This is a genomic window from Catellatospora sp. NPDC049609 (genome assembly GCF_040675365.1).
Classification (GTDB): Bacteria; Actinomycetota; Actinomycetes; order Mycobacteriales; family Micromonosporaceae; genus Catellatospora.
The window spans coordinates 27700-42088 of the sequence record NZ_JBFAOU010000064.1 but is presented as its reverse complement, the minus strand read 5'-3'; the positions used below and the strand labels follow the sequence as shown (position 1 = coordinate 42088).

The 14389-nt window shown below is 73.2% G+C and carries 10 protein-coding genes; 3 read left to right on the top strand and 7 right to left on the bottom strand.

Translation table 11 applies throughout. The features are described 5' to 3' along the window. The 6 genes from AB0J67_RS19565 to AB0J67_RS19540 form a co-directional block, all read right to left on the bottom strand. On the bottom strand, positions 1–1041 hold a 1041-nt coding region (locus AB0J67_RS19565; RefSeq protein ID WP_363484379.1), incomplete at its 3' end, for a sigma-70 family RNA polymerase sigma factor. 698 nt (positions 1042–1739) lie between these two features. Beyond that, positions 1740–2771 carry an alpha/beta hydrolase gene (locus AB0J67_RS19560; protein ID WP_363484376.1) on the bottom strand — a complete coding sequence of 344 codons (1032 nt, stop codon included), beginning with the start codon at positions 2769–2771 and terminating at the stop codon, positions 1740–1742. Positions 2772–2979: 208 nt separating this feature from the next. After that, a complete protein-coding gene (locus AB0J67_RS19555; RefSeq protein ID WP_363484373.1) occupies positions 2980–4884 on the bottom strand; it encodes a multicopper oxidase domain-containing protein in 1905 nt (634 codons plus the stop codon). A gap of 235 nt (positions 4885–5119) precedes the next feature. Beyond that, positions 5120–7585: an accessory Sec system translocase SecA2 gene (gene secA2 / locus AB0J67_RS19550; RefSeq protein ID WP_363484370.1), complete on the bottom strand. Its 2466-nt coding sequence runs from the start codon at positions 7583–7585 to the stop codon at positions 5120–5122. Positions 7586–7716: 131 nt separating this feature from the next. Beyond that, a complete protein-coding gene (locus AB0J67_RS19545; RefSeq protein ID WP_363484367.1) occupies positions 7717–8826 on the bottom strand; it encodes a ricin-type beta-trefoil lectin domain protein in 1110 nt (369 codons plus the stop codon). A 212-nt stretch (positions 8827–9038) separates the two neighbouring features. Further along, positions 9039–9803 (bottom strand): alpha/beta hydrolase, encoded by a 765-nt coding sequence (locus AB0J67_RS19540; protein WP_363484364.1) that lies wholly within the window; start codon positions 9801–9803, stop codon positions 9039–9041. Positions 9804–9989: 186 nt separating this feature from the next. Between AB0J67_RS19540 and AB0J67_RS19535 the strand changes: the two genes are divergently transcribed. Then, positions 9990–10958, top strand: a complete 969-nt coding sequence (locus tag AB0J67_RS19535; protein ID WP_363484361.1) for a BadF/BadG/BcrA/BcrD ATPase family protein — start codon at positions 9990–9992, stop codon at positions 10956–10958. Between the two features lie 45 nt (positions 10959–11003). Here AB0J67_RS19535 and AB0J67_RS19530 read toward each other — a convergent pair whose 3' ends face one another. Further along, the gene (locus tag AB0J67_RS19530) at positions 11004–11708 is read right to left on the bottom strand and encodes a TetR family transcriptional regulator (RefSeq protein ID WP_363484358.1); all 705 of its coding nucleotides are present in this window, start codon (positions 11706–11708) and stop codon (positions 11004–11006) included. A gap of 101 nt (positions 11709–11809) precedes the next feature. On the opposite strand from AB0J67_RS19530, the gene AB0J67_RS19525 reads away from it, so the two are divergent. Together AB0J67_RS19525 and AB0J67_RS19520 are read left to right on the top strand one after the other, a co-directional pair. Further along, the gene (locus AB0J67_RS19525) at positions 11810–12727 is read left to right on the top strand and encodes an ABC transporter ATP-binding protein (RefSeq protein ID WP_363484355.1); all 918 of its coding nucleotides are present in this window, start codon (positions 11810–11812) and stop codon (positions 12725–12727) included. After that, positions 12724–14352 carry an anibiotic ABC transporter gene (locus AB0J67_RS19520; RefSeq protein WP_363484352.1) on the top strand — a complete coding sequence of 543 codons (1629 nt, stop codon included), beginning with the start codon at positions 12724–12726 and terminating at the stop codon, positions 14350–14352. Before AB0J67_RS19525 ends, AB0J67_RS19520 begins: the two co-directional genes overlap by 4 nt. The last annotated feature ends 37 nt before the right edge of the window (positions 14353–14389 follow it).

Genomic DNA, 14389 nt, shown 5'->3' with positions numbered 1-14389 from the left:
GGCCGGCCAGCCGTGGCTGGCGATCAGGCGCACCGCGCCGTCGGGCTCGGCGGCGAAGACGGCGGCGCGATCGCGCAGTACCCGGACGCAGCCCTGGCGCTGTTCACCGAGTGGACCTCGATGACCGCCCACCACCTGCGACTGGCCGCCCGCGACCGGCGGGGCGGCGAACACCTTCGCCAGGTGGCCGAGCACACCCGTCTTGGCGGCGGCCAGCGCCGCGGTCGAGGTGGCGGCGGCCTGGCTCTTGCCGAGCACCGCCGCGGCCAGCGCGACCGGGACGGGCAGCACGGCCAGCCCGGACAGCAGCCGCTCGGCGGGCACCAGGTCCTCGGCGCCGAGGGCGCAGGCGTCACACGCGCGCACATGCCGGATCAGGCGCTTGCGCCAGGCCGACGTGGGCGCACCGTCCCAGCCGGACACCAGCGCGGTCAACTCGGCGCAGCGCGGCCGGCGGTCCAGGGCCGCCAGCACGGCGCGGCACTGCTCCAGCTGCTGGCGCATCCGCTGCACCCGGACGCCCGCGTGGGCGACGCTCAGGCCCGCGGCGGCCGCGAGCTCGGTGCGGGTCAGGCCGCCGGCGACCTCCGTCCACCACAGTGACAGCAGCACCCGGTCGTCGTGGTCCAGCCAGCGCGCCGCCCGCGCCGCCTGCCGCCGCTGCGCGGCCATGCCCAGCCGCAGCGCCGTCACGTCTTCGAAGGAGGCGTTCGCGTCCGCCACCCCGACGAGGTCGTCCACGTCGGCGCCCTGCGCGTCGTCGGTGCGCCGCCGCCGCAGGTGGCTGCTGACCTGCCGCACCGCGATCACGCCCAGCCAGGCCCGGAACGTGTGCGGATCGCGCAGGTCCCGCAGTTCGCGTACGCCGCGCAGCATGGTCTCCTGGACCACGTCGTCGACGTCGGCCGCGCTGTCGAGTGCCCGGCGCACGATGGTGTACACGAACGGCAGGTACGCCGCGATCAGGGCTTCGAGCGCCCGCCGGTCGCCGGCTTGCGCCGCGCGGACCAGCGCGGCGTCGTCAGTGCTGGTGGATGGCATGTCCGTATCGCTGTCGTCGGTGGATCGGGGCTTGACTCTCGTTCACCGTGGACGCGGCGTCAAGACGTCTGCCCGCGGGCGGGGGGCGGTCCGGTGGCGTACCCGCCTGATGTCCCGTGCCCGGCGGTGCGACGACGCGGGGTGGCCTCCCATAACGACTTCTGGGACAAGATTCGCTCCACTGAGGTGCGAAAAGAAGTCGGAGAAAGTGTTATGGCGTGCCGGAAAAGATAGTCGCCACAGGATTGCCGGTGTTGGGTTCGCGGCTATGGCTTGGCCGCAGTCGACCGTCATCCTGCGGATACGGCCCATGGGAGGCGTGTCGTGCGGGGGCGGGAATGGTTGCGTGCCGCGGCGTGGAAGACGGCCCCCTTGAACCTGGAGTGAGACTCTGGCAATCTCACGGAATACCGAATGGGCGCGCCCGGCGCTTCATCGGACCAATGTCGTCTCGCATTCACGTCCCGAAATGTGAGCGTTAACATAGATGGAGGTAGATCAACGGCCGGTCGAGGCGTGTCGCCCCGCTCCTCCCGCCGGCCCGCAGCAGACCACCACTCGCCAGCGCGGTCACGGCATCGTCAGACGTCGACCGCAGCCGATCCTCTCGGAAAGGAGTCGCATCCGACCGATCCCGGCCGCCTGCCCCAGCGGCCCGAAGCGAGCCGCCGACGGCCTCAGCGGCCTCGGCGACGCTGTCACAGCCGCCCGGCGTCGACCACGGCCTGGGCGAACGGCTCCGGGGCCTCCTGCGGCACGTTGTGGCCGATACCCCGCAGCGTCCGGTGCTCGTACGGTCCGGTGAACCGGGCCCGGTACGCCGCGCCGTCGCCCGGCGGCGTGAACGGATCCACCTCGCCGTCGATGGTGATCGTGGGAACCGCGATCGTCGGGCCCTGCGCCAGCTGCGCCTCCAGGGCGTCATGGCGCGGATCGCCCGGCGCCAGGCCCAGCCGCCAGCGGTAGTTGCCGATCACGATCGGCACGTAGTCGGGACTGTCGAAGGACGCCGCCGTGCGGTCGAAGGTCGCGTCGTCGAACTTCCACGTCGGTGAGTTGAACGCCCAGATCAGCTTCGCCAGGTCGTGCCGGTTCTCCGTCAGCCCCAGCCGGCCCCGCTCGGTGGCGAAGTAGTACTGGTACCACCACGCCCACTCGGCCTTCGGCGGCAGCGGCTGCTTGTTCGCCTCCCGGTTGGTAATCAGGTAACCGGTCACCGAGACGAGCGCCCTGACCCGTTGCGGCCACAGCGCCGCCACGATGTCGGCCGTACGCGAACCCCAGTCGTACCCGGCCAGCAGCGCCTGCCGGACGCCCAGCGCGTCCATCAGGGCGACGAGGTCCAGCGCGAACGCCGACTGCTCGGCGGTGCGCGGCGCCGCCGCCTCCCGGAACCGCGTCGTGCCGTGGCCGCGCAGGTGCGGGACGACCACCCGGTAGCCCTTCGCGGCCAGCAGCGGCGCGACGGCGACGTAGCTGTGGATGTCGTACGGCCAGCCGTGCAGCAGGAACACCGGCTGCCCGTCGGCCGGGCCGGTCTCGACGTACCCGACGTTCAGCGCGCCCGCGTCGATCTGGCGGACCGGGCCGAAGGCTGGCTGAGCGCTGCGAGGTGCGGCGTTCGCGGCCGTGGTGGAGGCCTGGGACGCGGATGGTGCTGCGCCGAGCGCACCCAGGGCGGCCGCCGCCCCGCCGCCGAGGATCTTGCCGAACGTACGCCTGTCGACCATCCGGACCCCCCGTGCGGTCGCTACGCGGCCGTGCGCCTGGCACCCACCACGGCGTGGACACGCGCGGTCCGTATGCGCATTTCCGCAGTTTACCCAGGCCCCGGCTGCGCCGACGCGTTCTCGGCGCAGCCCGGCCGAGCCGGGCGCCGTGTTGCTTCGGCGACCCCGGCCGGGTCGCGTGCCGTGCCCGGCCGGGCAAGGTCCGCGCTCAGCCCACCCGGAACGGCCGCATCATGTCGTTGTCCTCGTGCTCCAGCAGGTGGCAGTGCCACACGTAGCGGCCGGCCAGGTCGAAGGTCGCCTTCACCCGGGTGGTCTCGCCCGGGAAGACGAGCACGGTGTCCTTCATGCCGCGGTCTCCCGGTCGCGGCGGCTGCCTGCCGTCCTTGCCCCGGCCCAGGACCTCGAACTGCACCACGTGGAGGTGGACGGGATGGGCGTGGGCACTCCAGTTGTGCACCTCCCAGATCTCGGTGGCGTTCAGCGCCGGCTGCTCGGTGACCGGGTCGTGCCACTGCCGGGGGACGGCCTTGCCGTCCGCGTCGATCGTGCAGAGCATCATCTTGATCGACTGGTCGTGGCCGAGCGCCTCGTCCAGGGCCAGCCGACGGGTCTTGGACGCCCGGCCGAGCGGCCGGATCCGGGGCAGGTCCAGCTGCTCCGGCGGGACGCTGCGGTCCCTGCCGCGCAGCCGCCCGACCACGAACTTCATCACCTGGCCGGTGGTGGCCGGATCCGACGGATCGAAGGTGTCGGCGCAGAGCTCGTCGGGGCCCTCGTTGATGAGGAACAGCTCGGCGCCCTCGCGCAGCCCGGTGAAGTCCACGATGACGTCGGCCCGCTCGGCCGGGCCAAGGAGCAGCTCACGCAGCGACACCGGCTCGGGCAGGAAGCCGCCGTCGTTGCCGATCTGCCAGATCGGCAGCGCCGCCGGTGCCGGGCGCTGTGCCAGGCGCTCCGTCACGAGCTTCATGATCAGTACGCGGCTGTTGCAGCCGTTGAGCAGGCGCAGCCGGTAGCGGCGCGGTTCGACCTCCAGCACCGGCCAGGTGTTGCCGTTGACCGTCATGGTGTTCGCGAGGAACGCCGGGTTCCAGATCGGCGGGAACGGACCGTGCGGGATGTACGGCCCCTTGTCGCCGGCGAAGGCGCGGCTGTCGGGATAGAACAGCGAGCCGTCGGCGTTGAAGGAGCGATCCTGCACCACCAGCGGGATCTCGTAGTGGCGGATGCCGGGCCCGTCGCCGAGCCTCGGCGCGGGGCCCGGGAGCACGCCGGGCGGCAGGTCGCCGTCGCCGCCGCGCAGCAGGTAGTACCCGGCCAGGCCGGCGTAGACGTTGACGCGGGTGACGCCGAGGGCGTGGTCGTGGTACCACAGCGTCGCCGCGCGCTGGTCGTTGCCGTAGTGGAAGGTGGCCGCGCCGGGCTCCCAGGCGATGCCGTGGCGCCCCGCGAACCCGTCGCCGAACTCGTCGTAGTAGGTGCCCACGGTGGCGTGGCCGCGCGGGATGTTCCGCGCCTTCGGCAGGTACCAGGCCTCGGGGTAGCCGCAGCTGTCCTCGAACGAGCGCCCGCCGTGCAGGTGCGTCACGATCGGCACCGGCCCCCGGTAGGGACCCGGTGTCGCGGTGAAGGCGGGCTGGGTGTCCCGGCCCGCGGTGCCGCCCGGCGGGTTCGCCCAGTGCAGGGTCGGGTCGACCGCCAGCAGGTGGGGGCGGTAGCCGCCGGAGCCGTCGACCAGCTCGTTGATCCAGGTGACCCGCACCGGACGGTCCACGCTCGCCTCGATGGTGCCCGACGGGGTGCGGAAGCTGCGCGGGTTCGACACGTCCCCGTACCCCCACACGGTGGTGCGGGGCATTCCCTTCGGCAGGATCTGCTGGCGGAACTGGCGGATGCCGAGCCGGTAGTGGACCGGGCCGCTCGCGTCGTCGTGCGCGGGCGGCAGCACCGACGGCACCGTCAGCGGCGTGACGTACTTGCGGATCCTCCTCGGGTTCAGGGTGCCCGCCCGGCCGCGCTCCGCCGCCCAGGCCCAGCCGCCCTGCTGGGAGAGCACCGTGGCGGCGCCGATGGCCGCCGTCGCCTGAAGGATCCGCCTGCGGTCGACCATGTCCCACACCCTCCGCCGCGGCTGCGGCGCCCCCGAAGCTGTCGGCGGAGCAGCCGTCGCTCCGCCCGCCGCCACCCCGTGGACGGCGTCTGCCAGGAGGAACGATGAAGTCGACCTTGGGAAACGAACCGGGTGGGACCGCTCGTCCGGGCGGGCAGCCCGGTCGCGGTCATGGCGCGCGGGTGGCCGAGCGCGGTGCGGCCGCGCCGGGCGGCGGCCGCACCGTGGGGGCCGGTCAGCGGCCCACGACCGCCTTGGCCAGGCCGGAGAAGAAGCGTTCGATCTCCGAGCCGAACGGGTTGTCGTGCACCATGTACGTCCACGTGGCGCTCGGGCGCTCCAGGCCCGCCTCGGTCAGCGTCCAGTCCGGACTGTCGATCCGCGCGGCCGTGAACGTCTGCGCCGTGTCGGCGTCGATGCCGTCCAGCAGCCGGTTGAACGCCGGCACCGCCACCCGGTGGAACTCGTCCAGCGGATCCTGCCGGCCCAGCGCCCGCAGGTGCACGCCGTCGCGCACGTCGGCCAGCATGCTCAGGTGGTCGGCCCAGCCGCGGTCCAGGTGGTACAGCGCGATCTGCCGCGCGACCTCCTCGGCCGCCTGCTCGCCGATCGCCTCGGCGACCTGGGCGTACCGCTCCGCGACCGTGGTCATCTCCAGGCCGGCGTGGGCCATGTCGTCGGCGTCGGCGTCGGCCGGCAGGTCCGCCGCGGCGAGCGCCTCGGGGTCGGCGGGCAGCCGCGTCCGGTCGCCGCGCAGCAGCTGCGCCGCGGCGTCGGTGGTCAGCAGGGCCTTGCGGCGCAGCGCGAGCACCTGCCGCTGCCGCTCGACCAGCACGCCGTAGCGCCAGGTGTTGCGGTGGATCTCGAAGTCGACCCCTTCGGCGACACGCTGCGCGTGCGCCACCGCCCAGTCCACGTTCGGGCCGGTCACCCGCCCGTCGCCGGCCGTCATGCCGCCGATCCCGTCGCCGTGCCGCACGATCAGCTCGTCCTCGCGGCTGACGAAGAACATCGAGCCGCCGGGGTCGCCCTGCCGGCCCGCCCGGCCGCGCAGCTGGTCGTCGACCCGGCGGCTGTCGTGGCGGCCCGCGCCGATGACGTAGAGGCCGCCGAGCTCGGCGACCGCCGCCCGGTCGCGTCCGTCGCTGCCGCCCAGCCGGATGTCGGTGCCCCGGCCGGCCATCTGCGTGGACACGGTGACCGCGCCCAGCCCGCCCGCCTCGGCGATGACAGCGGCCTCGTGCGCGTCGTTCTTGGCGTTGAGCACGGTGCACGCGATGCCCCGGCCCTGCAGGGCCGCCGCGAGCCGCTCCGACTCGGCCACGTCGAGCGTGCCGACCAGCACCGGCCGCCCCGTCTCGTGCGCTGCGGCCACCTCGGCCATCAGCGCCTCCTCCTTCTCCTCGACGGTGGCGTACACGCGGTCCGGCTCGTCGACCCGGACGTTGGGCGTGTTCGGCGGGATGACCGCGACCTCGAGGCGGTAGAACTCGCGCAGCTCCTCGCCGATGGTGGAGGCGGTGCCGGTCATCCCCGCCGCGGTGGGGTAGAGCGCGATGAACGCCTGCACGGTGATCGAGGCCAGGATCTCGCCCTCGTCGGTCGCCGCGAGGCCCTCCTTGGCCTCGACCGCCGCCTGCAGCCCGTCGGGCCAGCGGCGGCGGCGGGCGACCCGGCCCCGGAACTCGTCGACCAGCGCGATCCGGTTGTCCTTGACGATGTAGTCCACGTCCACGGCCAGCAGCGCCCGCGCGTGCAGGGCCAGGTTGACGGCCGTGAGCTTGGGCAGGTTCTCCGGGGCGTAGAGGTGGATGCCGCCCCAGGCGCGCTCGACCAGCGCCGCGCCGACGTCGGTGAGCTGCACGTTGCGGCCGTCGTCGATGACCTCGTAGTCCCGGCCCGGCCGCATCGCCGCCACCAGCACCGCCGCGGCGCTCGCGTCGGATCCGGTGTCGGCGAGGCTGCCGGCCACCACCAGCGGCACCCGCGCCTCGTCGATCAGGATCGAGTCCGCCTCGTCGATGATCACGGTGTACAGGCCGGGCATGACCGCGTCGTCGGCGCGTAGCACCAGCTGGTCGCGCAGGAAGTCGAAGCCCGCCTCGCTCACCGACACGTAGGTGACGTCGCAGCGGTACGCCGCGGCGCGCTCGTCGTGGGCGGTGGCCTCGCCGACGGCGCCGACGGTCAGCCCGAGCAGCCGGTACGCGGGGCCCATCCACCGGGCGTCGCGGTCGGCGAGGTAGTCGTTGACGGTCAGCACCTGCACCCGGGAGCCGCGTACGACGTAGCCGTAGGCGGCGATGACCGCGGCCAGCGTCTTGCCCTCGCCGGTGCCCATCTCCACGACGTTGCCCTGCAGCATCGCCATCGCCCCGAGCAGCTGCACGTCGAACGCGCGCTCGCCGAGAGCGCGGCGGCCGGCCTCGCGGCCCAGGGCGCAGATCTCGGCCAGGTCCTCCTCGTCGATGGGCAGCGGCTTGGCCTGCGTGACCGGCGGCGTGCCGTCGTCGGTCCCGCTGACGACCGACCGCAGCAGCACCGCACGTTCGGTGAGCTCCGCGTCGGTCAACGCGGCGAGCTCATCCTCCATGTCCCGGATCTTCGGCAGTATCGCCTCAAAACGGTCCAGACTGACCGTCGTACCCGGGCGCTCCATGAACGTGCGCAGCTTCTGCTTCAACCGAGAACCCAAACCCATGCCGCAAAGGTACGTCGTCCGCGGCGATACGGCGGTCCGGGCACCATGCCGGTGGGTGATCGCCTGGTCACGCCCAGGTCGGCGCACCGACGGGGTGAGGGCGCACGCGGAGCGCGCCCTCACCGCGGGGGTCAGCGCACGAACCAGCGCTGCGCGCCCGTGCCGTTGCAGGTCCACAGGTGGACGATCGTGCCGTTGGCGGTGCCGCTGGACCTGGCGTCGACGCACTTGCCGGACCCGGCGCCGACGATGGTGCCGTCGGTGTTGACGGTGAAGCGCTGCGCGCTGGTGCCGTTGCAGGGCCAGACCTGGACCTTCGTGCCGTCCGCGGTGCCGTTGCCGTTGACGTCGAGGCACCGGTCGCCATAGATCCGCAGCTCACCGGCGGCGGTGCGGGTCCAGCGCTGGTTGCTGTTGCCGTGGCAGTCCCACAGGAGCACCTGGGAGCCGGGTCCGGCGGTGCCGGTGCCGGAGTCGTCCAGGCAGCGGTTCGACAGGGGATTGGCCAGCAGGGCGGGCGAGCCCACCGGCGGCACGGTGAGACGGGTGAGGCTGCCGGGCACCGACTGCAGCGCCGCGTACCACCTGGCGGCCATCTTGTCGTAGCCGGTCTGGTTCGGGTGCAGCCCGTCGGCGAGGTCGGCGAGGGTGAGGGCGGAGTGCATGTCCACCAGGTGGGTGCGGGGACCCTTCTGCGCGACGATGCCGGGGATGGCGGCGTTGAACGCCTGCGAGCGCGCCTCCTCGGTCGGGTTGCTGCGCGGGATGACCTGGGCGACGAACAGCTCGACCTGCGGCCCGAGCAGGCGGATCCGGTCGATGAGGGCAGACAGCCGGGCCGGCGCGTTGGGCAGGTCGTGGTTCTGGCCGACGTCGTTGGTGCCGATGTGCAGCAGGATGGTCCGCGGCGCGTACGCCCGCATCCAGTTGACGATGTTGGCGTCGAGCTGGTCGATGCGCCAGCCGGAGTGTCCTTCGTGGTCGTGGTCGCCGAGGCCGGCCGGGCCGTTGAACCCGGAGCCGACGAGGTCGACGGTGTGCCCGCCCGCCGCCATCCGCTGCCAGAGGTTGACGCGGTAGCCGCCGGGCACGTTGAACCCGTCGGTGATGGAGTCGCCGAGCGGCATGACCCGGACCCCGCCGTTGCTCTCGGCGTGGCCCGGCGCACCCGGGAACAGGGTCAGGGCGCAGGTGGCGAGCACGGCGGCGAATGTCAGAGACCTGCGGAGACGACGGCGCATGGGCTGTCCCTTCGACCGGATGGAGGTCGGGCTCGCGTGGCGCCGTCCACGCTGACGGGAATGTCAATGCCAGAGTTTGATGTGCGTCAATAAATATGTCAAGGGGCGACCGGCATCGGCGCGAACGCCCGCGGGCCCCGGTGCGTCACCGGGCCGCGGGCGTTCACGATCAGCGGGCGGGCCTGGGCGAGCGAGGTGCACGCCCCGTGCCGTCAGGACTTGAGGAACCTCTCGATCACCGAGACGAGGGCCAGCGGAGTCTCCTCCATCGGGTAGTGCCCGGCGTCGGCCAGGACGCTCAGCTCGGCGTTCGGGTACCACTGCAGCCAGGTGGCGCGCATGACGTCGGCGGACAGCGCCGGGTCCTGCCCGCCGACGACCACCAGGACGGGCGTGGGGTTGCCGGCGACCTCGGTGTGGAAGTCGGTGCGGGCCCAGGCGGGCAGGTACGCGCGGAACGCCTCGACGTTGGAGTTGCCCAGCGAGCCGGCCACCATCTCGTCCAGCCACGCGGCGGACAGCCGGCTGCCCGTGGTGAAGTCGATGATCGCGCGCCGGTTGCCCGGCTCGTCGGCGGCGCCGGAGAACAGCGCCCAGCCCTGGTCGTCGAAGGGGACGCCGGAGGCGGGCACGGGGCACACGCCGACCAGCCTGCGCACCCGGCCGGGTGCGTCGAGCATGACCCGCTGGCTGGCGCTGCCGCCCATCGAGTGCCCGACCAGCGAGAAGTCGTCCCAGCCGAGCTTGTCGGCCAGGGCGATCACGTCCCCGGCGATCTCGGCGATGCTGTGCTCACCGGTGAGGTCGCGGGCCTGGCCGTAGCCGCGGTAGTCGGGGAACACGTAGGTGAAGGCGTCGCCGTCGAGATAGGGCACGACCTTCGCGAAGGCCCGGCGGTCGCCGAACCAGCCGTGCAGGGCGATGACGTGGTGCGGCCCTGAGCCGTATACGTCGTGCGGAAGGGCTACGGCAGACATGGGCGGCTCCCTGGGCGATCGGACGGTGCGGCAAGGTCATCGGGCGGGAAAGTCTAGAGGCCCGGACGGCGTCGGCGGAAACATCTCGGGTCCCGGCGCGTGTCGCCCGGTCGGTCCGATCCCGGCAGGCGCGCGACCTCGGCGGCCGGCTCCGGAGATCGGCCGGGCATGGCAGGATCCGTGCCCGTGCGGACTTTCCTGGGTGTCGACGGTGGCGGGACCAAGACCGCGTTCTGCCTGCTGCGCGCGGACGGCTCCGTCGCGGCGCAGACACAGGCGGCGGGCACCTACTACTTCACCGAGGGCGTCGCCCTGGTCGGGCGGGTCCTGCGGGAGGGCGTCGCCGCCGTGTGCGCCGGGGCGGGCGTCACCCCGGCCGAGATCGGCTACGCGTTCTTCGGGCTGCCGGCCTACGGCGAGGTCAGCGGTGACGTCGCCGCCCTGGACGCGGCGCCCCGGGACATCCTCGGGCACGACCGGTACGCCGTGGACAACGACATGGTGTGCGGCTGGGCGGGCTCGCTCGGCGGCGTCGACGGCATCAACGTGATCAGCGGCACCGGCTCGATGACGTACGGCGAGCGCGCCGGGCGCGGCCTGCGCGTCGGCGGCTGGGGCGAGCTGTTCGGCGACGAGGGCTCGGCGTACTGGATCGCGATGCGCGGCCTCGCCGCGTTCTCCCGGATGAGCGACGGCCGGGCTCCGGCGGGCCCGCTGCGTGACCTCCTGGTCGAGGAGCTGCACCTCGCCGCCGAGCTGGACCTGCTCGACCTGGTGCTGAACCGGTGGCGGGGAGACCGCGGCAAGGTGGCGTCGCTGAGCCCGCTGGTGGCGCGGGCTGCCACGCTGGGCGACGAGACGGCGGCGCGGATCCTCGTCGACGCCGGACACGAGCTGGCCCTGCTGGTCGACACGAACCGCCGCCGGCTCGGGTACGCCGTCGACGAGCAGGTGCCGGTGTCCTACTCCGGCGGCGTCTTCAATGCCGAAGGCGTCCTCGGCCCGTTCCGCGAGCGGCTGGTCTCCCTCCATCAGGGCTACGACCTGCGACAGCCGCTGTATTCACCCGTGATCGGCGCGGCACTGCATGCCGCGAGGCTGGGCGGCGAGCCGCTGGACGCGAGGGCGCGCCAGCGGCTGCGGTCCGCTGCTTGACGACCCCTGGCCGCGTCGCAAAACTGTCGCAGTATTGTCGCAAAATCAAGCGGCCAGGTGCCGGTACACGGTGGCCCGGGAGACCGTCAGCCGCTCGGCGATCTCGTCGGCGCTGCGGCCCTCCGCGTGCAGTTGCCGGGCCAGCTGCTTGGCCTGGTCGGACAGGGCGCTCGGGCGTCCGGCCCGGCGGCGCGGCGGCAGGCTGCCCGCGGCCGGGCCGTCCTCCAGCAGCCGCCGCACTCCGGCCAGGATCTCGACGCGCATCAGCTCGGCCGGCACGTCCGGGTAGTAGATCAGCGGGTCGCCGAGCATGGCCAGCGCCTGCGCGGCGCGTACCTGGTCGGTCAGGGTCGGGTCAGGGCCGGCGATGAGCCGGGTGGCCCTGGCGGCCAGCGACAACACCCTCAGGTAGGTGTCCTCCTGCAGCAGCATGGACGGGTCGTGGGTCAGCATCCGGATCAGCTCGCGGTGCCGGAGCATGACGTCCAGCCAGCCCTCCACCAGCTGCCAGCGCGGTTTCGGGTCGCGTTCGGCGTCCGCCACCGCTGTCTCGAAATCCCGCCAGACCGGCTCGCTGAGCAGCAGCATGAGGTCGACCTTGCGCGGGAAGTGGTAGTGCACCGCGGCCTTGGTGACCCCCACCCGCTCGGCGATCTCCCGGACCGAGGTCCGCTGGTAGCCCTGCCCGGCGAACAGATCCTGGGCGGCGGCGAGGATGCGCTGCCGGGTCGCGGCGGGTGTGTCGTCCACCTCGCCAGCCTACCTGGTGCTGACCGGAGGACAGGTGTAGCGTGACTGATCCTGACCAACGGTCAGGACACTTTGGTGGGACGGCGCGACGAGGAGCCTGGATGGACACCGCGATCTCCGTCGACGAACTGGTCAAATCGTTCGGCGACACCCGAGCCCTCGACGGGCTGAACCTGCAGGTGGCGACGGGGGAGGTGCACGGCTTCCTGGGCCCGAACGGCTCGGGCAAGTCCACCACCATCCGCGTGCTGCTCGGCCTGCTGCGCAAGGACGGCGGCCGCGCCGCCGTGCTGGGCCGTGACCCCTGGCGCGACGCGGTGCAGCTGCACCGGCGGCTGGCCTACGTGCCAGGCGACGTCAACCTGTGGCCCAACCTGTCCGGCGGCGAGGCCATCGACCTGCTCGGCCGGCTGCGCGGCGGGATCGACCCGCGGCGGCGCGACGACCTGCTGCAGCGGTTCGATCTGGACCCGACCAAGAAGTGCCGCGCCTACTCCAAGGGCAACCGGCAGAAGGTCGCGCTGGTGTCCGCGTTCGCCTCCGACGTCGAGCTCTACATCCTCGACGAACCCACCTCCGGGCTCGACCCGCTCATGGAGGCGGTGTTCCAGGAGCAGGTGGCCCAGGTCAAGGCGGCCGGCCGCACGGTCCTGCTGTCCAGCCACATCCTCGCCGAGGTGGAAGCCCTCTGCGACCGGGTCACCATCATCCGCGCCGGCCGCGCCGTGGAGTCGGGCACGCTGAGCGAGCTGCGCCACCTGACCCGGACCACGATCAACGTGGAGACCGCCGAGGAGATCACCGGCCTGGCCGGGCTGCCCGGAGTGCACGACCTGAAGCTGGACGGCACGCACGCCGCGTTCGAAGTGGACACCGCGCATCTCGGCCCGGTGCTCACCCACCTCACCGCGTTCGGCGTACGCGGCCTCAGCAGCGCCCCGCCGACCCTGGAGGAGCTGTTCCTGCGCCACTACGGCGAGGCGCCGGCGGCCGAGGCCGAGCTGGTGAGCCGGGCATGAGGCCGTTCACCGGGACGTGGGCCCTGGTCCGGCTGGCCCTGCGCCGGGACCGGGTCCAGCTGCCGATCTGGCTGCTGGCCATCGCCGGCAGCATCGCGGCCACCGCCTCCAGCGCCATCTCCATCTACGGAGTCAGCGACCAGGCCATCGCCGGCTACGCCACCACCGGCGCGACGAGCGTGGTGGCCCGCGCCTTCAACGGCGCCATCTCCGGCCCGAGCCTGGGCGCCATCGTCGCCGCCGAGTCCTACTTCCTGCTCGCCCTGCTGGTCCCCCTGATGAGCACGCTGCTCGTGGTCCGGCACACCCGGCAGAACGAGGAGACCGGCCGGGCCGAGCTGCTCGGCTCGGCGGTGGTCGGCCGGCTGGCCGGGCTCACCGCGGCCCTGCTGGTCGCCCTGGCCGCCAACGTCGCGGCCGGGCTGCTGCTGACCGCCGCCTTCGTCGGCAACGACCTGCCCCTGGCCGGCTCGCTCGCGCTGAGCGGCGCCGTCGCCCTGGCCGGGACCGCGTTCGCCGCGATCGCGGCGGTGGCCGCCCAGCTCGCCCCCACCGCCCGGATGGCCAACGGGCTCGCCGTCGGCGCGATCGGCCTCGCCTTCGGCATGCGTGCCCTGGGCGACGCCTACGGCGACGTCGGGGCCGACGGGATGAGCGTGACCAGCGCCTGGCCGAGCTGGCTCAGCCCGCTCGGCTGGATCAGCCAGATCCAGCCGTACGGGACCACGGCCTGGTGGACCCTCGGGCTGCCCGTGCTCGTCGTGCTGCTCGCGGTGTGGCTGGCGTTCTGGCTGGTCAGCAGGCGCGACGTCGGGTTCGGACTGCTCGCCGACCGGCGCGGGCCGGCGACCGCCGGGGCCGGCCTGCGCGGCACGCTGGGACTGGCCTGGCGGCTGCAGCGCGGCACGCTGCTGGCCTGGCTGCTCGGCTTCCTGCTGATGGCGGTGCCGATGGGCGCGGTCACCAACGAGGTCGACGACATGTTGGCCAACAACCCGCAGGCCGTCGAGCTGATCCAGGCGCTGGGCGGGCTCGACGACGTGATCGACGCCTTCTTCGGCGCCATGCTGATGCTGATGGGGCTGGCCGCGTCCGGGTACGCGCTGCAGGCGCTGCTGCGGATGCGGGCCGAGGAGACCGGAGGGCAGCTCGAAGGAGTGCTGGCCGGTGCGGTCAGCCGGCCGCGCTGGCTGGGCGGCCACCTGCTGGTGGCGGTGCTCGGCGCGGCGCTGCTGCTGGCGGCCGCAGGAGCGGGAATGGGCCTGGGCTACGCGGCCACGGGCGGCCCGGGCTCGGCGGTCGCCGAGCTGACCGGGGCGGCCCTGGTGTTCCTGCCGGCCGTGCTGGTGCTGGTCGGGTTCGTGGTGGCGGTGTTCGGCTGGCTGCCGCAGGCCGCGGTCGGGCTGGCCTGGGGCGGCCTGGCGGCCTGCCTGCTGCTCGGCCAGATCGGAGCCCTGCTGGAGCTGCCGCAGCTGCTGCTGGACCTGTCCCCGTTCACCCATGTGCCGCAGGTCCCGGCGGACAGCGTGGCGGCCCCGCCGCTGCTGATCATGCTCGGCGTGGCGGCGCTGCTGCTGTCCGCCGGGACGGCGGGCTTCCGCCGCCGGGACCTGCAACTGGCCTGAGACCGCGGGCGCGGCGGCCGGGGACGAGCGCGACACG

Coding starts and splice junctions, on each gene's coding strand:
- AB0J67_RS19560 (WP_363484376.1), bottom strand. CDS start 2,771: ATGGTCGACAGGCGTACGTTCGGCAAGATCCTCGGCGGCGGGGCGGCG.
- AB0J67_RS19555 (WP_363484373.1), bottom strand. CDS start 4,884: ATGGTCGACCGCAGGCGGATCCTTCAGGCGACGGCGGCCATCGGCGCC.
- secA2 (WP_363484370.1), bottom strand. CDS start 7,585: ATGGGTTTGGGTTCTCGGTTGAAGCAGAAGCTGCGCACGTTCATGGAG.
- AB0J67_RS19545 (WP_363484367.1), bottom strand. CDS start 8,826: ATGCGCCGTCGTCTCCGCAGGTCTCTGACATTCGCCGCCGTGCTCGCC.
- AB0J67_RS19540 (WP_363484364.1), bottom strand. CDS start 9,803: ATGTCTGCCGTAGCCCTTCCGCACGACGTATACGGCTCAGGGCCGCAC.
- AB0J67_RS19525 (WP_363484355.1), top strand. CDS start 11,810: ATGGACACCGCGATCTCCGTCGACGAACTGGTCAAATCGTTCGGCGAC.
- AB0J67_RS19520 (WP_363484352.1), top strand. CDS start 12,724: ATGAGGCCGTTCACCGGGACGTGGGCCCTGGTCCGGCTGGCCCTGCGC.